Origin of the sequence: Caulobacter sp. 602-1, assembly GCF_003931565.1 — a bacterium.
In the GTDB taxonomy this organism is placed as follows: domain Bacteria; phylum Pseudomonadota; class Alphaproteobacteria; order Caulobacterales; family Caulobacteraceae; genus Caulobacter.
In genome coordinates this window covers 1-18,635 of record NZ_RRYI01000008.1, presented here as the reverse complement: position 1 = coordinate 18,635, position 18,635 = coordinate 1, and the positions used below count along the sequence as shown (strand labels likewise).

At 67.1% G+C, this 18,635-nt stretch carries 19 protein-coding genes; 10 read left to right on the top strand and 9 right to left on the bottom strand.

Features of this window, described 5'->3' with window-relative positions; genetic code table 11:
• The first annotated feature begins 4 nt into the window (after positions 1-4).
• The 4 genes from rpsO to EIK80_RS20525 all read left to right on the top strand — a co-directional run bounded on the left by rpsO (position 5) and on the right by EIK80_RS20525 (position 4,079).
• A complete protein-coding gene (gene rpsO, locus EIK80_RS20540; protein WP_125158881.1) occupies positions 5-274 on the top strand; it encodes a 30S ribosomal protein S15 in 270 nt (89 codons plus the stop codon).
• Positions 275-587: 313 nt separating this feature from the next.
• On the top strand, positions 588-2,726 hold the full coding sequence (gene pnp, locus EIK80_RS20535; protein ID WP_125158880.1) for a polyribonucleotide nucleotidyltransferase: 2,139 nt from the start codon (positions 588-590) through the stop codon (positions 2,724-2,726).
• A 128-nt stretch (positions 2,727-2,854) separates the two neighbouring features.
• Positions 2,855-3,124 (top strand): hypothetical protein, encoded by a 270-nt coding sequence (locus EIK80_RS20530; protein WP_125158879.1) that lies wholly within the window; start codon positions 2,855-2,857, stop codon positions 3,122-3,124.
• Between the two features lie 118 nt (positions 3,125-3,242).
• Positions 3,243-4,079, top strand: a complete 837-nt coding sequence (locus tag EIK80_RS20525; protein ID WP_125159055.1) for an alpha/beta fold hydrolase — start codon at positions 3,243-3,245, stop codon at positions 4,077-4,079.
• A gap of 56 nt (positions 4,080-4,135) precedes the next feature.
• On the opposite strand, the gene EIK80_RS20520 is transcribed toward EIK80_RS20525, so the two are convergent.
• From EIK80_RS20520 to EIK80_RS20505, 4 genes are all read right to left on the bottom strand, one after another.
• Positions 4,136-4,648 (bottom strand): DsbE family thiol:disulfide interchange protein, encoded by a 513-nt coding sequence (locus EIK80_RS20520; protein WP_125158878.1) that lies wholly within the window; start codon positions 4,646-4,648, stop codon positions 4,136-4,138.
• Positions 4,645-4,812: a heme exporter protein CcmD gene (gene ccmD, locus EIK80_RS20515; protein ID WP_125158877.1), complete on the bottom strand. Its 168-nt coding sequence runs from the start codon at positions 4,810-4,812 to the stop codon at positions 4,645-4,647. Before ccmD ends, EIK80_RS20520 begins: the two co-directional genes overlap by 4 nt.
• On the bottom strand, positions 4,809-5,552 hold the full coding sequence (gene ccmC / locus EIK80_RS20510; protein ID WP_125158876.1) for a heme ABC transporter permease CcmC: 744 nt from the start codon (positions 5,550-5,552) through the stop codon (positions 4,809-4,811). Before ccmC ends, ccmD begins: the two co-directional genes overlap by 4 nt.
• A 107-nt stretch (positions 5,553-5,659) precedes the next feature.
• Positions 5,660-6,298: a Spy/CpxP family protein refolding chaperone gene (locus tag EIK80_RS20505; protein ID WP_125158875.1), complete on the bottom strand. Its 639-nt coding sequence runs from the start codon at positions 6,296-6,298 to the stop codon at positions 5,660-5,662.
• Between the two features lie 239 nt (positions 6,299-6,537).
• Here EIK80_RS20505 and EIK80_RS20500 point away from each other — a divergent pair, with 239 nt between their 5' ends.
• Complete coding sequence (locus EIK80_RS20500) at positions 6,538-7,431, top strand: DMT family transporter (protein WP_125158874.1); 894 nt, start codon at positions 6,538-6,540, stop codon at positions 7,429-7,431.
• 10 nt (positions 7,432-7,441) lie between these two features.
• Here EIK80_RS20500 and ccmB read toward each other — a convergent pair whose 3' ends face one another.
• Together ccmB and ccmA are read right to left on the bottom strand one after the other, a co-directional pair.
• Positions 7,442-8,107, bottom strand: a complete 666-nt coding sequence (ccmB, locus tag EIK80_RS20495; protein WP_125158873.1) for a heme exporter protein CcmB — start codon at positions 8,105-8,107, stop codon at positions 7,442-7,444.
• Positions 8,104-8,733, bottom strand: a complete 630-nt coding sequence (ccmA, locus tag EIK80_RS20490) for a heme ABC exporter ATP-binding protein CcmA (protein ID WP_125158872.1) — start codon at positions 8,731-8,733, stop codon at positions 8,104-8,106. Before ccmA ends, ccmB begins: the two co-directional genes overlap by 4 nt.
• Before the next feature lie 183 nt (positions 8,734-8,916).
• Between ccmA and acnA the strand changes: the two genes are divergently transcribed.
• The 3 genes from acnA to EIK80_RS20470 all read left to right on the top strand — a co-directional run bounded on the left by acnA (position 8,917) and on the right by EIK80_RS20470 (position 13,454).
• A complete protein-coding gene (acnA, locus tag EIK80_RS20485) occupies positions 8,917-11,607 on the top strand; it encodes an aconitate hydratase AcnA (protein WP_125158871.1) in 2,691 nt (896 codons plus the stop codon).
• A gap of 182 nt (positions 11,608-11,789) precedes the next feature.
• Positions 11,790-12,521 carry a thioredoxin family protein gene (locus EIK80_RS20480; RefSeq protein ID WP_125158870.1) on the top strand — a complete coding sequence of 244 codons (732 nt, stop codon included), beginning with the start codon at positions 11,790-11,792 and terminating at the stop codon, positions 12,519-12,521.
• Between the two features lie 600 nt (positions 12,522-13,121).
• Positions 13,122-13,454, top strand: coding sequence for a DUF2794 domain-containing protein (locus tag EIK80_RS20470; RefSeq protein WP_125158869.1), 333 nt, complete (start codon positions 13,122-13,124; stop codon positions 13,452-13,454).
• Positions 13,455-13,457: 3 nt separating this feature from the next.
• On the opposite strand, the gene EIK80_RS20465 is transcribed toward EIK80_RS20470, so the two are convergent.
• Positions 13,458-13,802: a hypothetical protein gene (locus tag EIK80_RS20465; RefSeq protein WP_125158868.1), complete on the bottom strand. Its 345-nt coding sequence runs from the start codon at positions 13,800-13,802 to the stop codon at positions 13,458-13,460.
• A gap of 114 nt (positions 13,803-13,916) precedes the next feature.
• Positions 13,917-14,669, bottom strand: a complete 753-nt coding sequence (locus EIK80_RS20460) for a Bax inhibitor-1/YccA family protein (RefSeq protein ID WP_125158867.1) — start codon at positions 14,667-14,669, stop codon at positions 13,917-13,919.
• A 222-nt stretch (positions 14,670-14,891) separates the two neighbouring features.
• On the opposite strand from EIK80_RS20460, the gene EIK80_RS20455 reads away from it, so the two are divergent.
• Both EIK80_RS20455 and thpR read left to right on the top strand, forming a co-directional pair.
• Positions 14,892-15,944: an aldo/keto reductase gene (locus EIK80_RS20455; RefSeq protein ID WP_125158866.1), complete on the top strand. Its 1,053-nt coding sequence runs from the start codon at positions 14,892-14,894 to the stop codon at positions 15,942-15,944.
• Between the two features lie 13 nt (positions 15,945-15,957).
• The gene (thpR, locus tag EIK80_RS20450; RefSeq protein ID WP_125158865.1) at positions 15,958-16,494 is read left to right on the top strand and encodes an RNA 2',3'-cyclic phosphodiesterase; all 537 of its coding nucleotides are present in this window, start codon (positions 15,958-15,960) and stop codon (positions 16,492-16,494) included.
• A gap of 223 nt (positions 16,495-16,717) precedes the next feature.
• Here thpR and EIK80_RS20445 read toward each other — a convergent pair whose 3' ends face one another.
• The gene (locus EIK80_RS20445) at positions 16,718-17,974 is read right to left on the bottom strand and encodes a serine hydrolase (RefSeq protein ID WP_233586900.1); all 1,257 of its coding nucleotides are present in this window, start codon (positions 17,972-17,974) and stop codon (positions 16,718-16,720) included.
• Between the last annotated feature and the right edge of the window lie 661 nt (positions 17,975-18,635).

Below are 18,635 nucleotides of genomic sequence, written 5' to 3'. Positions count from 1 at the left end.
CCCGATGTCGATCACCATCGAGCGCAAAGCCGCTCTCATCGCCGAACACGCCCGCTCCACTGGCGACACCGGCAGCGCTGAAGTCCAGGTCGCGATCCTCTCGGAACGCATCTCGAACCTGACCGAGCACTTCAAGACGCACAAGAAGGACAACCACAGCCGTCGTGGCCTGCTGAAGCTGGTTTCCCAGCGTCGCCGGCTTCTCGACCACCTGAAGAAGTCCGACGCCGGTCGCTATCAGGCCCTGATCGAAAAGCTGGGTCTGCGTCGCTAAGGCACAATTCGGCCGCTCTGCTTTCGTAGAGCGGCCGAACGTTTTTCTGATGCGTGCCGGTCGAAAACGGTTTGCCGAAAATGGCTTCCGGCTTCGGCGCCCGTCACGCGAGAAAGTCCAAGCCTCCGTTTCGAGACAGGCCGAAACGAGAGGTTGCCGCGGGTCCGCCATGCGCGATCCGAACATGTAAGCCGGAGACCACCGTCTCCGGACGCCTGTCGAACTGGATGAGGAAATCTCGGGACCGCCCTTCGGCCGCCCGCCCCTGTCCGTCCTGAAGGAAATGGGTCCTTCGGAACCGAAAGAAGCAAAAATGTTCGATATCAAGCGCAAGACGATCGAGTGGGGCGGCAAGACGCTGGTCCTCGAAACCGGTCGCATCGCCCGTCAAGCCGACGGCGCCGTTCTGGCCACCATGGGCGAAACCGTCGTCCTGGCCACCGCCGTGTTCGCCAAGAGCCAGAAGCCCGGTCAGGACTTCTTCCCGCTGACGGTCAACTATCAGGAAAAGACCTTCGCGGCCGGCAAGATCCCGGGCGGCTTCTTCAAGCGCGAAGGCCGTCCCTCGGAAAAGGAGACCCTGGTCTCCCGCCTGATCGACCGTCCGATCCGCCCGCTGTTCGTCAAGGGCTTCAAGAACGAAGTCCAGGTCGTCGTCACCGTGCTGCAGCACGACCTCGAGAACGATCCCGACATCCTGGGCATGGTCGCCGCCTCGGCCGCCCTGACCCTGTCGGGCGCCCCGTTCATGGGCCCGATCGGCGCCGCCCGCGTCGGCTGGATCAATGACCAATACGTGCTGAACCCGACGCTCGACGAGCTGAAGGACAGCAAGATGGACCTGGTCGTGGCCGGCACCGCCGACGCCGTGATGATGGTCGAGTCGGAAATCCAGGAGCTCTCGGAAGAGATCGTGCTGGGCGGCGTCAACTTCGCCCACAAGGAAATGCAGGCCGTGATCGACGCGATCATCGACCTGGCCGAGCACGCCGCCAAGGAGCCCTTCGCGTTCGAGCCGGAAGACACCGACGCGATCAAGGCCGAGATGAAGGGCATCGTCGGCGCGGACATCGCCGCCGGCTACAAGATCACCAAGAAGCAGGACCGCTACGAGGCGATCGGTAACGCCAAGAAGAAGGCCATCGAGGCGCTGGGCAAGTCGGACACCAATCCGGCCGGCTACGACCCGCAAAAGCTGGCCGCGATCTTCAAGGAACTGGAAGCCGACGTCGTGCGTCGCGGCATCCTGGACACCGGCCTGCGCATCGACGGTCGCGACGTCCGCACCGTCCGTCCGATCCTGGGCGAAGTCGGCATCCTGCCGCGCACCCACGGCTCGGCCCTGTTCACCCGCGGCGAGACCCAGGCGATCGTGGTCGCCACCCTGGGCACCGGCGACGACGAGCAGTTCATCGACGCCCTGGAAGGCACCTACAAGGAATCCTTCCTGCTGCACTACAACTTCCCTCCCTACAGCGTCGGCGAAACCGGCCGTATGGGCAGCCCGGGCCGCCGCGAAATCGGCCACGGCAAGCTGGCCTGGCGCGCCCTGCGCCCGATGCTGCCGAGCAAGGAAGACTTCCCCTACACGATCCGCCTGGTCTCGGAGATCACCGAGTCGAACGGTTCGTCCTCGATGGCCACGGTCTGCGGTTCGTCGCTGGCCATGATGGACGCCGGCGTGCCGCTGATCCGTCCGGTCTCGGGCATCGCCATGGGCCTGATCCTGGAAAAGGATGGCTTCGCGGTTCTGTCGGATATCCTGGGTGACGAAGATCACCTGGGCGACATGGACTTCAAGGTCGCCGGCACCAGCGAAGGCCTGACCTCGCTGCAGATGGACATCAAGATCGCCGGCATCACCCCGGAGATCATGAAGCAGGCCCTGGCCCAGGCCCACGAAGGCCGCGCTCACATCCTCGGTGAAATGAACAAGGCCATGGACGCGCCGCGCGCCGACGTGGGCGATTTCGCGCCGAAGATCGAGACCATCACCATTCCGACCGACAAGATCCGCGAAGTGATCGGTTCGGGCGGCAAGGTGATCCGCGAGATCGTCGCCACCACCGGCGCCAAGGTCGACATCAACGACGAAGGCACCGTGAAGGTCTCGGCCTCGGACGGCGCCAAGATCAAGGCCGCGATCGACTGGATCAAGTCGATCACCGACGAAGCCGAAGTGGGCAAGATCTACGACGGCAAGGTCGTGAAGGTCGTCGATTTCGGCGCCTTCGTGAACTTCTTCGGCGCCAAGGACGGTCTCGTCCACGTCAGCCAGATCAGCAACGAACGCGTCGCCAAGCCGTCGGACGTGCTGAAGGAAGGCCAGATCGTCAAGGTGAAGCTCCTGGGCTTCGACGATCGCGGCAAGACCAAGCTGTCGATGAAGGTCGTCGATCAGGAAACCGGCGAAGACCTGTCGAAGAAGGAAGCGGCGGCCGAGGAGGCGTAAGCCTCTCCAGCCTCCATTCCGGACGCTATCAGGCGGGCGGCTCCGAAAGGGGCCGCCCGTTTTGCGTTGTTGGACCTTGTGTCGTTCTCTTTTTGTTCCATTGTGGGTCGCGGAACGGGAGGCGAGCTATGGCCGATCATGTGGTTCAGTGCGGCGCGTGCCGCGTCGATGTCCTGGTTGTGCGGGATGGCGACGGCCTTGCCGCGCGCTGTCCCGCCTGCGCGAGGACCGCGCCCAAGGAAGAGGCGATAAAGGCGGCCCGCGGCTACCTTATCGACGTCGTCATGCGCGATCTCGACGAGAACCTGCGGGAGATTGTCCGCGCCAGTCCGATCGTCGGCTACCAGCCGGCGGCGCGCTACGACTGGGTCGTGAAAGGCGTCGGCGATCGAGGCTGAAACTGGAAACAATGGATTTCCATAGTTTCCATATCCGCGATCATCGGCCGCGTTCATTCTCTCCTCATCGGAACAGCGGGACGGGCCAGACGGCCTCCCAGCCAGAGGGACCATGGACATGAGCAGCGGCTATTTCACCACCGACGACGGCGCCCAGATCTTCTTCAAGGACTGGGGTTCGAAGACCGCCCAGCCGATCGTCTTCCACCATGGCTGGCCGCTGTCGTCGGACGACTGGGACGCCCAGATGATGTTCTTCCTGGGCAAGGGCTATCGCGTCATCGCCCACGACCGTCGCGGCCACGGCCGGTCCAGCCAGACCGACACCGGCAACGAGATGGACACCTACGCCGCCGACGTCATCGCCCTGGCCAGGCATCTGGACCTGAAGAACGCCATCCACATCGGTCACTCGACCGGCGGCGGCGAGGTCGCCCACTACGTGGCCCGGGCCGAGCCCGGCCGCGTCGCCAAGGCCGTGCTGGTCGGCGCCGTGACGCCGCTGATGCTGAAGACCGACGCCAATCCGGGCGGCCTGCCGCTGGAGGTGTTCGATGGTTTCCGGAACGGTACCGCCTATAACCGCGCCCAGTTCTTCCGCGACGTCGCCGCCGGCCCGTTCTACGGCTTCAACCGCGAGGGCGCGAAGGTCTCGGAAGGCGTGATCGACAACTGGTGGCGCCAGGGCATGATGGCCGGCGTCAAGGCGCTGTACGACTGTGTGGCGGCCTTCTCGGAAACCGACTTCACCGAGGACCTGAAGGCCATCGACGTGCCGGTGCTGGTGCTGCACGGCGAGGACGATCAGGTCGTGCCGATCGACGCCTCGGCGCGCCAGGCGATCAAGCTGCTGAAGAATGGCCAGATGATCACCTATCCGGGCTTCCCGCACGGCATGGCGACCACGCAGGCCGAGACGATCAACAAGGACCTGCTGGCCTTCATCCAGGGCTGAGGTCGACGCCCTGGGGCCGCGTCCTTCCTTCGGGAGGGGCGCGGTCTTTAAATGCCCTAGCGGGCTTTCTTCAGCAGGTCCTCGGCCGCGTCGGGCGTCAGAGGACCGGTGTGCTTGGCCAGGATCATGCCGTCCGAGCCGACCAGATAGGTTTCCGGCACGCCGGTGACGCCAAACTCCAGGCCCGCGCGGCCGTCACGGTCGATCAGCCGTTCGGCGAAGGGGTCGCCCAGGCGGGTCAGGAAGGCCTGGGTGTTGGCCGGGGCGTCCTTGTAGGCGATGCCGACCACCTTCACGCCCTGAGCCTTCAGCGCCATCAGCTGCGGATGCTCCACTTCGCAAGGGGCGCACCAGGAGGCGAAGAAGTTGACCAGGATCGGGCCGTCCGTCGCGGCCCGGATCGGGGCGGCGCGGCCGCTGTCGAGCTCGGGCAGGGACAGGGCCGGCATCGGCTTGCCGACCAGGGCGTGCGGCTGGACGCGCGGATCACGCTTCAGGGCGAAGCCCGCGAACAGGACCGCCAGGGCGATCAGGATGACCAGCGGCGTGAAGGCCAGCCAGCGCTTCATTCGCCGGCCTCGTCGAGCTCGGCCTGCAGGCGCTCGGCCTCGCGCTTCCACCGGCGGGTGGTCAGCAGGCTGTCGGCGATCATCCAGGCGAAGGCCGCCGCCGAGATGGCGAAGGCGGGCCACAGATAGACGGCGTACTTGCCGGCGTCGAAGTCGAAGCTCATCGCGCGCCCTCCGCCAGCTTCATGGCCAGGCTCCGGGCCTTGCGCCGCCACACCAGGCCGCGGATGCGGACCAGCCACAGCGCGCCGAAGCCGCCGAGATAGGCCAGGCCCATCAGGGCGGCCGGCCAGGCGTAGATGGCCGGCAGGCCGTCGCCGTCCTTGGCCATGAAGGTCGAGGACCCCTGGTGCAGGGTGTTCCACCACTCGACCGAGAACTTGACGATCGGCAGGTTGATCAGGCCGACCAGGGCCAGGATCGCGGCGGCGCGGGCGGCCTTCTGTTCGTCTTCCAGGGCGCCGCGCAGGGCCATGTAGCCCAGATAGAACAGCAGCAGCACCAGCACCGAGGTCAGGCGCGCGTCCCACACCCACCAGGCGCCCCACATCGGCTTGCCCCACAGCGAGCCGGTGATCAGGGCCAGCGCCGTATAGGCCGCGCCGATCGGGGCGCAGGCCTGGGCGGCGAGGTCGGCCAGGGCCTGGCGGAAAACCAGGGCCAGGAAACTGGCCGCGCCCAGGCAGACATAGATGAAGATGGCCAGGGAGGCGGCCGGAATGTGGATGAACATCATCCGCACCGTGTCGCCCTGCTGATAGTCCTCGGGGACCAGGAAGGTCATGACGAGGCCGGCGATCCCGGCGAGCGCCGACAGCGCGCCAAGCCACGGCGCGGCCCACCGCGAGAAGGCCATGAACCGCTCGGGATTGGTCAGGAAGTCGAACGTGTGACGCGCGTCCATGAGGGCTGCTTAGAGCGCGGCGAGAGCGCGGGCAATGGTCGTATGTCTACGGAAGAGGAGAAGGCGCGGCGGTTGCAGGCCCGCCGCGCCTTCGTGCTCGGTCGGGGTCAGCCGACCTTGCGCTGGATAACGACCTTGCGTTGGCCGTCCTTGAAGACAGCGGGCGCGCCGCTGGTCTCGAAGCGGCGGACGAAGACGTGCTGGTCGCCCTCGCCCTCGCCCATGCCCAGGATGTCGAAGGTCTTCTGCTGGGCCGGAGTCAGGGCCGTGTAGAAGGCGCGCGTGGCTTCGGCCCGCGTCTTCATCGCGTCGGCGGCCTTGGTCAGGCGGTCGAGGCGCTCCAGCGTGGTCAGCGGCTTGCGCTCGGCCCATTCGCCTCCGTCACGCTTCACGTCGCCGTCCTTCTTGTCGTCCTTGGAGACTTCGCGCTTCTCGATGACGATCCTGGGCGTGGTGGCCTCGACATAGGCTTTCAGGGCGCCGTCCTGGTCGCCGCGAAGCTGCAGGATGTCGCGCAGGCGCTGGGCGCGCTTTTCCGGGTCGGCGTGGCGGTCCTGATGCATGAACATCATGTCCGGACCCATCGCCATCATCATGTCCATCGGGGGCATGGGCGGCAGGGGCGCTTCCGGCGCCGGCGGCGGGGCGGGCGGGGCCGGGGGCGCCGGAACCTGGGCCAGGGCCGCGCCGGCGAGAAGGGTCGTGGCGGTCCCCGCGAGCGCCAGGCGGGTAAGGGTTTTACGCATGGTTGTGAGCTCCCTGTCGTATGAGGACGAGAGCTTGGCCATCGCGATATGGCGCGAAAATGTCCGAAAACATGAACAATGTTCCATGTTTGACGAAGTCCGCAAAAGGTTCCGTGCTTGCGCTCAAGCGGGCGCGCGTTATGTCAGCTGCCAGTTCCGGGATCGCCATGATCTAGAGGACGCCGGCCCCGCCGCGCGTCCGCGCCGGTCTGCCCGTGTTTCCGGTCCGGAGTCCCCGCATGAAGTCGATCGCATTCGTCGCCCTGGCGCTCGCGGGGGTCTGTTGGGGCCTGGGGTTTCCGACCGGCAAGCTGATCCTGACGGAGATGGAGGCGGCCCACATGGTGCTGCTGCGCTTCGTGGTCGCCGCCCTGGCCGCCGCGCCGTTCGCCCTGCGCTCGCCCGAGGTCCGGGCCCTGTTCAAGTCGCCGGTCGTGCTGCTGGCGGGCGTGCTCTACGGCGTGGCCTTCATGGTCCAGTTCGAGGGTCTGGCCCATGTCAGCGTCACGGTCGCGGCCCTGCTGGTCGGCGCCATGCCGGCCCTGATCGCGGTCAGCGCCAAGATCCTGGGCGAGACGGTTTCGCGGATGTCGTGGGCCGGGGTGGCGGCGGCGACCCTGGGCGCCGCCCTGATCGCCGGCAAGCCTGACGGGGCCAGCTCGCCGCTGGGCGTGGCCCTGTCGCTCGGCGCCCTCCTGCTGTTCCTGGCCTGGCTCCTGACCCTGCGGCGCGCGCCAAAGGCCTCGAACGCCATGGCGATCCCGGCGGTGTCGATCATCATCGCGGCCGCGACGGTGCTGCCGATCGCCTTCGTCATGCACGGCGCGCCCAAGCTGACGCTGAGCGCGCCCGTCTGGATCGCGATCCTGGCCCAGGGCGTGCTGGCGACCCTGCTGGCCACGGCCGCGTGGCAATATGGCGCGGCGCGGGTCGGCGCGGCCAGCGCCGGGGTGTTCATCAATATCGAGCCGCTGATCGGCGCCTGCTGCGGCGTGCTGCTGTTCGGCGATCATCTGACGGCGGCGCTGTTCGCCGGCGGCCTGCTGATCATCGGCGGCTCGCTGGCGGTGGTGCTGGGCGAGAAGAAGGCCGCGCTGGGCGACATCCAGGCGACGGTGGCGCCCACCCCCTGATACGGGCGGCCTAGTCCAGCGCGTTGCGGCAGGCCGCCCCCATGGCCAGCGGCGACAGGGCGATCGCGCCGACGCAGTAGGCCAGCAGCAGCAGCAGCCCGCCCGTCCAGGGCAGGCCGGCCGAATAGCCGTCCAGCGCCCCGGCTCCGAAGATCACCGGCGGGGCGAACAGCGGCAGGACGATCACCGCCACCAGCAGGCCGCCGCGCTTGCTGCCCAGCGCCAAGGCCGCGCCGAGACCGCCGAGGAAGGCGAAGGCCAGGCCGCCGGCCAGGGCGCACAGCACCAGCAGCGGCATGACCCTGAGATCCGCGCCCAGCATCAGCGCCGCGACGGGCGCGGCCAGGGCGAGCGGCGCGCCGGTGGCCAACCACTGGGCCAGGCACTTGGCGACCGCGACGGCCTCCAGCGGCGCGGGGCCGAGGGCCAGCAGGTCCAGGGTCCCGTCCTCGTAGTCGCGCTCGAACAGGCGCTCCAGCGACAGCAGCGCCGCCAGGGCCAGGGCCAGCCAGGCGATCCCGGGCGCGATGGCGGCCAGACGCTCGGGCGCTCGACCCGAGGCCATCGGCAGCAGCACCACGACGCAGGCGTAGAAGGTCAGGGCCAGCAGCGGCCCGCCGCCCTTACCCCAGGCCAGGGCCAGTTCCCGCCGCAGGAGGATGCCGAAGCCCTTCATCGCCCGGCTCCTTCCATTCCAATGGGCACCGACCGGGTCGGGATCGGCAGCGGATCGTGCACCGAGGCCAGGATCATGCCGCCGCCGGCCAGGTGCTCGGCCATCACCTGGCCGAACGCCGCGCGCTGGCCCGCGTCCAGCGGGGCCATCGGCTCGTCCAGCAGCCATAGCGCCCGGGGACTGGCCGCCAGCCGCGCCAGGGCCAGGCGACGGCGCTGGCCGGCCGACAGGCGGCGGACTTCCAGGTCCAGCAGGCGATTGAGGTCGAAGCGCTTGGCCGCCGCCCGGGCGTTATCCTCGGTTCCGCCGGTCCACAGCGTCTGGAAGCGCAGCTCCTCCCAGGCCGTCCGGCTGGACTTCAGCCCGTCCTGGTGGCCGAGGAGGTGCAGGTGCTCGGCCCGCGCGGTGTCGGCCTCGATCGGTCCGGTCTCGCTCTCGAAGGCGATCGTCCCTTCGGCGGGGCGCAGCAGGCCCGCCACGGCCCGCAAAAGGCTGGTCTTGCCGGCCCCGTTGCGGCCCGTCAGCACCGCCGCCTCGCCGGCGCGCAGCGTCAGATCCAGGCGCGAAAACAGCGTGCGCTCGCCCCGCGTGATCGCCAGTTCCTTAATGAGAACAACTCTCAACACGTCAAGACCCCGTGCGCGACATGGACGTTCGACGACGGCGGCGCTAATAAGCGCGCGGTCGTCCCCCTCCAGTCGTTTTGGGTGGTACGCGGCGCGGAGGCGGAACCTGTGTGTCCCTTCCGATCAGCGCGTGATCCCGGGAGCGGTTTTCGGGCGGCCGTGGACAGAGAAGGATCCTCGAGAATGGCGTCTGTTGACAGCCTGAAAGCCCGCCGCGAACTGAAGGTCGGCAACAAGTCTTACGTCTATTACAGCCTTCGCGCCGCCGAGGAAGCCGGTCTGACCGGAACTTCGTCGCTGCCGGTGTCGATGAAGGTGCTTCTGGAGAACCTGCTTCGCAACGAAGACAGCGTTTCGGTGTCGGAAGACGACCTGAAGGCCGTCGCCGCCTGGCTGCAGAACAAGGGCTCGGTCGAGCACGAGATCAGCTTCCGTCCGGCTCGCGTGCTGATGCAGGACTTCACCGGCGTTCCCGCCGTGGTCGACCTGGCCGCCATGCGCGACGCCATGGTCGCCCTGGGCGCCAACCCGGCCAAGATCAACCCGCTGAACCCCGTCGACCTGGTCATCGACCACTCGGTGATGGTCGACAACTTCGGCAACCCGAAGGCCTATGACGACAACGTCAAGCGCGAGTACGAGCGCAACATCGAGCGCTACCGCTTCCTGCGCTGGGGCTCGTCGGCGTTCAACAACTTCCGCGTCGTGCCGCCCGGCACCGGCATCTGCCACCAGGTGAACCTCGAATACCTGGCCCAGACCGTGTGGACGAACGAAGTCGACGGCGCCGAAGTCGCCTATCCCGACACCGTCGTCGGCACCGACAGCCACACGACCATGGTCAACGGCCTGGCCGTGCTGGGCTGGGGCGTGGGCGGCATCGAGGCCGAGGCCGCGATGCTGGGCCAGCCGATCCCGATGCTGATCCCGGAAGTCATCGGCTTCAAGCTGACCGGCGCCATGCCGGAAGGCGCGACCGCGACCGACCTGGTGCTGACCGTCACCCAGATGCTGCGCAAGAAGGGCGTGGTCGGCAAGTTCGTCGAATTCTACGGCGACGCCCTGGCCAACCTGACCCTGGAAGACCAGGCGACGATCGCCAACATGGCTCCGGAATACGGCGCCACCTGCGGCTTCTTCCCGATCTCGGCCTCGACCGTGGCCTATCTGAAGGGCACCGGCCGCACGCCCGAGCGCGTCGCCCTGGTCGAAGCCTACGCCAAGGAACAAGGCCTGTGGTGGGAGCCGGGCACGCCCGAGCCGACCTTCACCGACACCCTGGAACTCGACCTCTCGAGCGTCCAGCCGTCGCTGGCCGGCCCGAAGCGTCCGCAGGACCGCGTCCTGCTGGCCGAGGCCTCGTACAAGTTCCAGGAGTCGCTGGTCGGCGAGTTCGGCAAGGCCGATCAGCCTGACCTGCGCGCCCCGGTGGAAGGCGAGAACTTCGACGTCGGCCACGGCGACGTGGTCATCGCCGCCATCACCTCATGCACCAACACGTCCAACCCCTCGGTCCTGATCGCCGCCGGCCTGGTGGCCAAGAACGCGGTGGCCAAGGGCCTGAAGGTCAAGCCGTGGGTGAAGACCTCGCTGGCCCCCGGCTCGCAAGTCGTCACCGACTATCTGGCCAAGGCCGGTCTGACCAAGCACCTCGATGCTCTCGGCTTCAACCTCGTGGGTTATGGCTGCACCACCTGCATCGGTAACTCGGGCCCGCTGCCGGAAGCCATCAGCAAGACGATCAACGACAACGACCTGGTCGCCTGCTCGGTGCTGTCGGGCAACCGCAACTTCGAAGGCCGCGTGAACCCGGACGTGCGCGCCAACTACCTGGCCTCGCCGCCGCTGGTGGTGGCCTACGCCCTGGCCGGCACGATGAAGATCGACCTGGCCACCCAGCCGATCGGCCAGGACAAGAAGGGCAACGACGTCTTCCTGAAGGACATCTGGCCTTCGAACGAGGACATCGCGACCCTGCAGCGCAAGGCCATCAACGAGAAGATGTTCGCCACCCGTTACGGCGACGTCTTCAAGGGCGACAAGAACTGGCAGGGCATCAAGGTGACCGGCGGCCAGACCTACGCCTGGGAAGGCGACTCGACCTACGTCCAGAACCCGCCGTACTTCCCGAACATGTCGATGACCCCGACCCCGGTCACCGACATCGTGGAAGCCCGCATCCTGGCCGTGTTCGGCGACTCGATCACCACCGATCACATCAGCCCGGCCGGTTCGATCAAGACCTCCAGCCCGGCCGGTCAGTACCTGATCGACCACGGCGTCCAGCCGGTGGACTTCAACGGCTACGGCGCCCGCCGCGGCAACCACCAGGTCATGATGCGCGGCACGTTCGCCAACATCCGCATCCGCAACAAGATCACTCCGGAGATCGAAGGCGGCGTGACCAAGCACTTCCCGACCGGTGAAGTGATGCCGATCTACGACGCGGCGATGAAGTATCAGGCCGAAGGTCGTCCGGCGGTCGTGTTCGGCGGCAAGGAATACGGCACCGGCTCGTCGCGCGACTGGGCCGCCAAGGGCACCAAGCTCCTGGGCGTCCGCGCGGTGATCTGCGAAAGCTTCGAGCGCATCCACCGCTCGAACCTGGTCGGCATGGGCGTTCTGCCGCTGCAGTTCGTCCAGGACGGCTGGCAGAAGCTGGAGCTGACCGGCGAGGAGATCGTCTCGATCCGCGGCCTCACGGACCTGGCCCCGCGCAAGCAGCTGATCGTCGAGCTCTATCGCCCGACCGACGGCCGCATCGCCCGCTTCCCGGTCCGCTGCCGCATCGATACGCCGACCGAGCTTGAGTACTTCAAGAACGGCGGCGTGCTGAACTACGTGCTGCGCAACCTGGCCAAGTCGGCTAGCTAAGCGAAGCGCTCAGGCGCACAGAAAAGGCGGCCGGCTCCTTTCGGGGCCGGCCGTTTTTCGTTGCCCGTTTTCGGGGGAGACGGCCGTGACAACGGTGTCTCCACCTTTTCTCCCCATCGACCGGCGCTATTCACGGCCTCGTGAACGGCTATCCGGGGCGTTCTTGGCTTAAGTGACCCGCAATGCGTAAGGCCGCCCTCTCCCTGCTCGCCCTGGTCCTGTCCGGCGTCGCCATTTCCCTGTCTTGGGGGCCCGCCGCGTGGGCCGCCAAGCCGCCGGTGGTGGTAGAGCTGTTCACGGCCCAGGGCTGCTCGTCCTGCGGCAAGGCCAACCAGCTGGCGGCGGATCTGTCCAAGCAGGACGGCGTCCTGGCCCTGACCTATTCGGTCGACTACTGGGACTATCTCGGCTGGAAGGACACCTTCGCCAAGCCGAGCTTCGCCGAGCGCCAGCGCGCCTACGCCAAGAAGTTCGCCCTGCGCGACGTGCCCACGCCCCAGATGGTGGTCGGCGGCCGCGTCCAGGTGTCGGGCGCCAAGGCCGAGGCGGTCGAGGACCTGGTCAAGACCGCCAGGCGCTCGCCCATCGATCCGCCGGACATGCAGTTCGTCGGCAAGACGCGCGTCGCCGTGGGCTCTGGCCCCGCGCCGCGCGGCGGGGCCGAGGTCTGGCTCGTGCGCTACGATCCGCGCGAGCAGGACATCGCCGTCAAGCGCGGCGACAACAAGGGCCAGACCCTGGTTCACCGCAACGTGGTGCGTGAACTGGTCAAGCTGGGGCCCTGGGCGGGTCGGCCCAAGCTGTATCGCCTGCCGGCCTCGGCCGACGACGGGCTGGAGAGCGTGATCCTGGTGCAGGGCGCCAAGGGCGGCCGCATCCTGGGCGTGCTGGAAACCACCACCCCCGAGCGCTGAAGTCTCCCAGGACATCAGCGGCGCGCGCCGCGCGCCAAGCAAGGACTTCGGACGAAAGAAAACCCGCGTGGCCGGAGGGGACGGGCCACGCGGGTTCCTTTGCAGGTCGACGAGAAGCGTCTCGTGACCGGGCGGGCTGGGGGGGCTGGACAGGAGCCCGGTCCGCTCTTCGTCGACGCATCCCTTATCGCGGCCCAAACAGGCGAGGGATGGACCAAACAAAGGTCGTTTCTGGGCGGGCTGTGTCATCGATGAGACACGTCACGACGAGGCTTGGACGACGCATGCGCAAAAAAGCCCGCGCGGGAGGGGGGATCCGCGCGGGCTCATTTGGGGGAGGGGATATAGAGTTTGTCGGCTGACCGGCCCGCGATCTGGGGGGCTGGGGGGGCTGTTCAGGATCCTGGACCACAGGGTGTCCGATCAGCCGACAATCATCTTATCGACCCGCAAACAGGCGGGCGAAGGACCGAAATAAGGTCATATCGGGGCGCGGCGTGGCCGTAGCGTGTCTTTCTGGCCCGGCGTGTCCGGCGTGACACAAAGGGTTTCGGGGCGACCGCCTGTTCCAATCGTCCGATTTGGGATTAGATTCCGCTGATGGCCCTGGAATCCCAATCCGCGCCCGTCGGCGGCGTTGTCTTCTTCGAACGGCGTGAGCTGGACCAGCTGATGCGCCTCTACGGCCGCATGGTGGCGGCCGGCGAGTGGCGGGACTACGGCATCGCCGGTCTCTCCGACCACGCCGTGTTCTCGATCTTCCGCCATACCGCCGAGGCGCCGCTCTATCGTGTCGAGAAGCGTCCGGCCCTGGCCCGCAAGCAGGGCGCCTGGGCGGTGCACGGCCAGGGCGGCCAGATCCTCAAGCGCGGCCACGAACTGGCCCAGGTGCTGCGGGTGTTCGAGAAGGGCAAGTTCTCGGTCGTAGACTGACCGCTAGAACGAGAACCCCAGCTTGGCGCCGACGAAGCGGCCTTCGTTGTCGTAGCCGCGCGCGGCGCCTACCCCGCTGGTGTCGGCGCTGGGCTGGATGCCGCACAGCACCCCGATCCCGCCCGAAACGCCGCCTTCGCGGCGCTCGATCGCCGTCCGGGCCACGCCGCGCGGGAGGGGCGGCCGCGCCTGGGCGTAGCGCAGCTCCACCGGACCGACGGGCTTGAGGTTCAGGGGCGTGGAGAGGTTCGGGGTCTTGGCGACCGGCGGATAGGCCGGGAGCGTCGTCTCGGCGTGGGCGCCGACGGCGAACAGCAGGCCAGCGGTCAGGGCGAGGGCTCGGATCATCGTCGTCTCCATCCCCGCCAATGTGGGCGCGATGCGGTCAAAGAAAAAGCCCCGGCGGTTTCCCGCCGGGGCTTCGTCGTTTCGACCTCGGTTGTTTCCAGTCTCCGGTCCGTCTTAGCGACGGCTGCCCAGGATGCTGAGCAGGAATTGGAAGAGGTTGATGAAGTTCAGATAGAGGTTCAGCGCGCCATAGTTGGTGGCCACGGCCATCGACTGCTGCTCGCCGCCCAGCTGGTAGTAGGTCATCTTCAGGCGCTGGGTGTCATAGGCGATCAGACCCGCGAAGATCAGCACGCCCAGGACGCTGATGATGAAGCTCAGGCCCGGCAGCTGCAGGAACATCTGGACCAGCGAAGCCAGCACCAGGCCGATCAGGCCCATGATCAGGAAGCTGCCCAGACCCGTGAGGTCCTTCTTGGTGGTGTAGCCCACCAGGCTCAGGCCGCCGAAGGCGATGGCGGTGATCAGGAAGGTCGAGGCCACCGAGGCGCCCGTATAGGCCAGCAGCCACACGCCCGCGCCGGCGCCGATCGAGGCGACCAGAGCCCAGTAGAGGATGCCCGACGAACGCGCCGTCGGATTCTTCATGGCGAACATGGCCACCAGCATCATGGCCAGCGGCGCGAAGCGGATGATGGTGCCCAGCATGGTGAAGCCGGCCAGGCGGCCGTCCGGGGTCAGCACGTACAGCTGGCTGGCGACCGGCGTATAGGCGCTGGTCAGGAAGGCCAGGCCGGCCGACAGCAGGAGGCCCAGCGCCACCTTGTTGTAGACGCCGAGCATGAAAGTACGCAGGCCGGCGTCAACCGACATGTCGGCGCGATCCGCCGGGATCGAGCGCGCGTAGCCGCGGTTGAAGTCGTTCATCGAAGTAAGCCCTTGAGCTAGAGCGTCCACGGTGGACGCTAGACGAATATCGGGTGTCCCGGCCGGCCGCGCAATCCCCTCACGAAAGTGTTCATGGTATGCGTTCGTGAAGCAGCCGGCTCCGGAACGCGCCCGCCGACCCGCCTTGCGGTGACGCAACGACAGCCCTTAGAACGCTTGCCTAACGAAGCTTGCCCATTGGGGCGAAAGAGGGGCTGGCCCATGGAGTACGTCAAGCTCGGCCGCACGGACGTGTCGGTGTCGCGCTGCTGCCTGGGCACCATGACCTGGGGCTCGCAGAACACCGAGGCCGAGGCTCACGAGCAGATGGACTACGCGCTGTCGCGCGGCGTGACCTTCTGGGACACGGCCGAGATGTATTCCAGCCCTCCCAATCCGGAGACCCAGGGCCGCACCGAGCAGTATATCGGCACTTGGCTGGAAAAGACCGGCAAGCGCCACGAGATCGTGCTGGCCTCCAAGGTCGCCGGCCAGGGCGCGGCCTTCGGCGGCCTGACGTGGATGCGTAAGGACGGCTCGACCACCCGCCACACCCGCGCCCAGATCGACGAGGCCGTCGAGGGCTCTCTGCGCCGCCTGAAGACCGACTATCTCGACCTCTACCAGCTGCACTGGCCCGACCGGAAAGTGCGGGTGTTCGGCGGCCAGTCCTACCGCGACTACGACCAGGATTTCGAGGCGTTCGGCGACATCCTCGAGGCGCTGGACGCCCATGTGAAGAAGGGCTCGATCCGCCACGTCGGCGTCTCGAACGAGTTCCCCTGGGGCGTGATGAAGTTCCTGGCCGAGAGCGAGACCAAGGGCCTGCCGCGCATCGCCTCGATCCAGAACGCCTATCATCTGGCCAACCGCACCTTCGAGTTCGGCCTGGCCGAGATCGCCATGCGCGAGCAGGTCGGCCTCCTGGCCTATTCGCCCCTGGCCCAGGGCCAGCTGACCGGCAAATATCTGGACGGCGGCCTGCCCGAGGGTTCGCGCAAGGCGCTCTACAACCGCATGCAGCGCTACGAGGGGCCGGGCGCGGTGGAGGCGTTCCGCGCCTATGTCGCCTTGGCCAAGGCCAACGGCCTGGACCCGGCCCAGCTGGCGCTGAAGTTCTGCGACACGCGCCCGTTCGTGACCGCCACGATCATCGGCGCCACCTCGATGGCCCAGCTGAAGACGGACATCGACGCCTTCGACCTGGCCTGGACCGACGAGCTGGAAAAGGCCGTCAACGACATCCACGCCCGCCAGCCCAATCCCTGCCCGTAGGCGTTCTTCCCGCATGATCCGCCTGTTCACCGCCATCGCCATCCCGCCGGAGATCGGCCAGGGCCTGCTCTCCCGCCAGCACGGGATCGAGGGCGCGCGCTGGCGGCCGCTCGAGGCCTTTCACATCACGCTGAAGTTCATCGGCGACGTGCAGGAGCCGGTGGCGGCCGAGCTGGACGAGGCCTTGGCCGAGATCGCCGCGCCGGCCTTTGACCTGGGACTGACCCGCGCCGGCCATTTCGGCGAGGGCGCCGACATCCACGCCGTCTGGGCCGGCGTCGAGGACAGCGCGCCGCTGCGTCGCCTGCAGAAGGCCAACGAAAGCGCCGCCCGATCGGTGGGACTCAAGCCCGAGAGCCGCCTCTACACCCCCCACGTCACCCTGGCCTATCTGAAGCGCGCCTCGGTCGCCGAGGTCGGGGCCTGGATCCAGGCCAACAACCTGCTGCGCTCGCCGGCTTTCACGGTGGATCGCTTCGGCCTCTATTCCAGCTGGCAAACCAGCGAGGGCTCGGCCTACCGGCTGGAACGGGAATATCCGCTGGGGTGAGGTTGGTCGGTGATCGCCTGGGGCCATCTCAACGCCGAGAGCGGACATGCTGATCGTCTACGGGGTGGATTTCAGATGTTGGCTAGGCGGATTGAAAGACTGCGAACGCGGCGGCCCAGGCGTCCGTCTCCGTTTGAGATAGGCGAACCGTTCTCTCCGATCAGCCGTAGCTCCGTTGCGTTCCGCCGAGTGAGACCGCCCCATCTAGCGCCATCGGGGCCGATTAGACCAAGGACTTCAGCCGGTCGATCCCGGTGGCTTGCCGAACGATCAGGGCCGCAAGCGCATTTCCGTTCGCGGCGTTGGTGAAGACGACGATCGCACGCCCGCGGCGGGCGTCACCGACGCCCAGGGTTTTGAAGATCCCGTAGTTGCTGCCACTGTGCTGGAACAGCGGGCCCGCCGAGGATTGTTCGAGTTCCCAACCCAGTCCGCGCGAAATGTCGCGTCCGCGCACGTCGAGCTGAGGGGTGAGCATCGCCCGCCGGGCCGCATCGCTGATCTCCCAGCCCGCCCGCCCCGGCCGGTCGGTCATCAGCAGCATGAACTTCGCATAGTCTGACGCCGTCGTCAGGAGCCCGCCCGCCGAGTTGACCAGCAGGTCGTGCATCGACGGCGCCGTCTCCGGAGCGGTCTCGCGCATCGCCGCGATCGAATCTTCGTAGGTCCATGAGGCGATCGGCTTGCGCCACCGCGAGGCGACTCGAAGCAGCCGGTCGCCCAGCTCGCGCGTGGGCTGGGGGGGAAGCGCCTGCTCGCCTTCTGGAGGCTCCGAATGGCCAAAGACCGCTGACCTGGCAATCTGTTCGTCCCAGCCGAAGCTGCTGTGAGACAGTCCCGCTGGACCGAACAGCTTGGCCTGCATCACACTGCCAAGGCCCATTTCCATGATCGTCTCGACGACCAACTGGAGCCAGATGAAGGCTTCACCCGAATAGGTGTAGGTTGATCCGGGCGCTTGACTTGTGACGAGCGGCGCGGAAGACCAGTTGGGCAAGCCGGTCGAATGCGCCAGCACATGCCGGGCCGTGATCCGTTCCAGATTCGGGTCATCACCCAGGTTCGCAGGCCGGCGGTACGCGACGAGCGGGGTGTCGAGGTCCAGGCGCTTTTCATCGACCAGCCGCATCACGACATAGGCGAAGACCGGCTTGGTCATCGACGCCGCTTCAAACAACGTGTCCTCCCGCACCGGGTCGCGGGTGAGAACGTTTTTCACGCCGAAGCCGCGGCTCCAGGCGAGCTTTCCGCGGTCTATGACCGCAATGGCGACTCCGGGCACCCCGGCAATGCGCATGAAGCGCGGAAGCTCCTGAACCAGATCTTCCGACGGAATCCAGGCGCCGTCGCCGTCCAGGCCTCGGGCTCGCGAACGGGCGCGGGCGGACGTTGACCCGCCGCTGACGGTAAGCGCCGCGGATCCAATCAGCAAAGCCCGCCGGGCGAACATCGTTCCAGAAGGGCTCATCTCGGTTTCCATACGCAGGCGCGAAAGTCTTGCGGTCTGGCGTCCGCATTTCAAGGGCTGACCGCGCGGGGGATGGCGGGATATCTTTGTCGGCGACGCGAAAAGCCGAGAAGGCGTCGCGCGCGGTCGAGAAACAGTCGACGACGAAGACCTTCAGATCGCGACGGCGAGCCATTGCCGGTCTCGGTTAACACCCGCCCTGAAATGACGAGGATAGACCGTAGCGGGCAAAGCCGGACGCCGGCCCCGTAACCAGAGGTTCCAATCGTCTGTTCGGGGTCGAAAATCGACCTCTCAGGTCGGTGCGAACCTTATCTCTTGGAGGCTGCAGCCCTGCGATCGTCTCGCCGTGAGATGTAAGGGGGGCGCTCGCACCGGAAACCCTCTCTCATGGAGAGAGGGAGGGGCCCGCCGCGTCGCGGTGGGAGGGTGAGAGGTTTCGCCGTCGGCCGGAGAGGTCTGGACCGTTCCGCCGCGTGTTTCGTCACTGCCTTGTCCGGAGAGGGTGTAGCCTCTCACCCTCCCACGCCAGGGGCGTGGGCCCCTCCCTCTCTCTAAGAGAGAGGGGATTGAGGGGGCTCTATCCCCGGTGTTGGCGACATCGAACCCCACGAAATCAATGACTTGTCGATTTTTCACGCCGCTGAATGATCCGCGTTCAATCCGCCGCGAT

Coding starts and splice junctions, on each gene's coding strand:
- rpsO (WP_125158881.1), top strand. CDS start 5: ATGTCGATCACCATCGAGCGCAAAGCCGCTCTCATCGCCGAACACGCC.
- pnp (WP_125158880.1), top strand. CDS start 588: ATGTTCGATATCAAGCGCAAGACGATCGAGTGGGGCGGCAAGACGCTG.
- EIK80_RS20530 (WP_125158879.1), top strand. CDS start 2,855: ATGGCCGATCATGTGGTTCAGTGCGGCGCGTGCCGCGTCGATGTCCTG.
- EIK80_RS20525 (WP_125159055.1), top strand. CDS start 3,243: ATGAGCAGCGGCTATTTCACCACCGACGACGGCGCCCAGATCTTCTTC.
- EIK80_RS20520 (WP_125158878.1), bottom strand. CDS start 4,648: ATGAAGCGCTGGCTGGCCTTCACGCCGCTGGTCATCCTGATCGCCCTG.
- ccmD (WP_125158877.1), bottom strand. CDS start 4,812: ATGAGCTTCGACTTCGACGCCGGCAAGTACGCCGTCTATCTGTGGCCC.
- ccmC (WP_125158876.1), bottom strand. CDS start 5,552: ATGGACGCGCGTCACACGTTCGACTTCCTGACCAATCCCGAGCGGTTC.
- EIK80_RS20505 (WP_125158875.1), bottom strand. CDS start 6,298: ATGCGTAAAACCCTTACCCGCCTGGCGCTCGCGGGGACCGCCACGACC.
- EIK80_RS20500 (WP_125158874.1), top strand. CDS start 6,538: ATGAAGTCGATCGCATTCGTCGCCCTGGCGCTCGCGGGGGTCTGTTGG.
- ccmB (WP_125158873.1), bottom strand. CDS start 8,107: ATGAAGGGCTTCGGCATCCTCCTGCGGCGGGAACTGGCCCTGGCCTGG.
- acnA (WP_125158871.1), top strand. CDS start 8,917: ATGGCGTCTGTTGACAGCCTGAAAGCCCGCCGCGAACTGAAGGTCGGC.
- EIK80_RS20480 (WP_125158870.1), top strand. CDS start 11,790: ATGCGTAAGGCCGCCCTCTCCCTGCTCGCCCTGGTCCTGTCCGGCGTC.
- EIK80_RS20470 (WP_125158869.1), top strand. CDS start 13,122: ATGGCCCTGGAATCCCAATCCGCGCCCGTCGGCGGCGTTGTCTTCTTC.
- EIK80_RS20465 (WP_125158868.1), bottom strand. CDS start 13,802: ATGATCCGAGCCCTCGCCCTGACCGCTGGCCTGCTGTTCGCCGTCGGC.
- EIK80_RS20460 (WP_125158867.1), bottom strand. CDS start 14,669: ATGAACGACTTCAACCGCGGCTACGCGCGCTCGATCCCGGCGGATCGC.
- EIK80_RS20455 (WP_125158866.1), top strand. CDS start 14,892: ATGGAGTACGTCAAGCTCGGCCGCACGGACGTGTCGGTGTCGCGCTGC.
- thpR (WP_125158865.1), top strand. CDS start 15,958: ATGATCCGCCTGTTCACCGCCATCGCCATCCCGCCGGAGATCGGCCAG.
- EIK80_RS20445 (WP_233586900.1), bottom strand. CDS start 17,974: ATGGAAACCGAGATGAGCCCTTCTGGAACGATGTTCGCCCGGCGGGCT.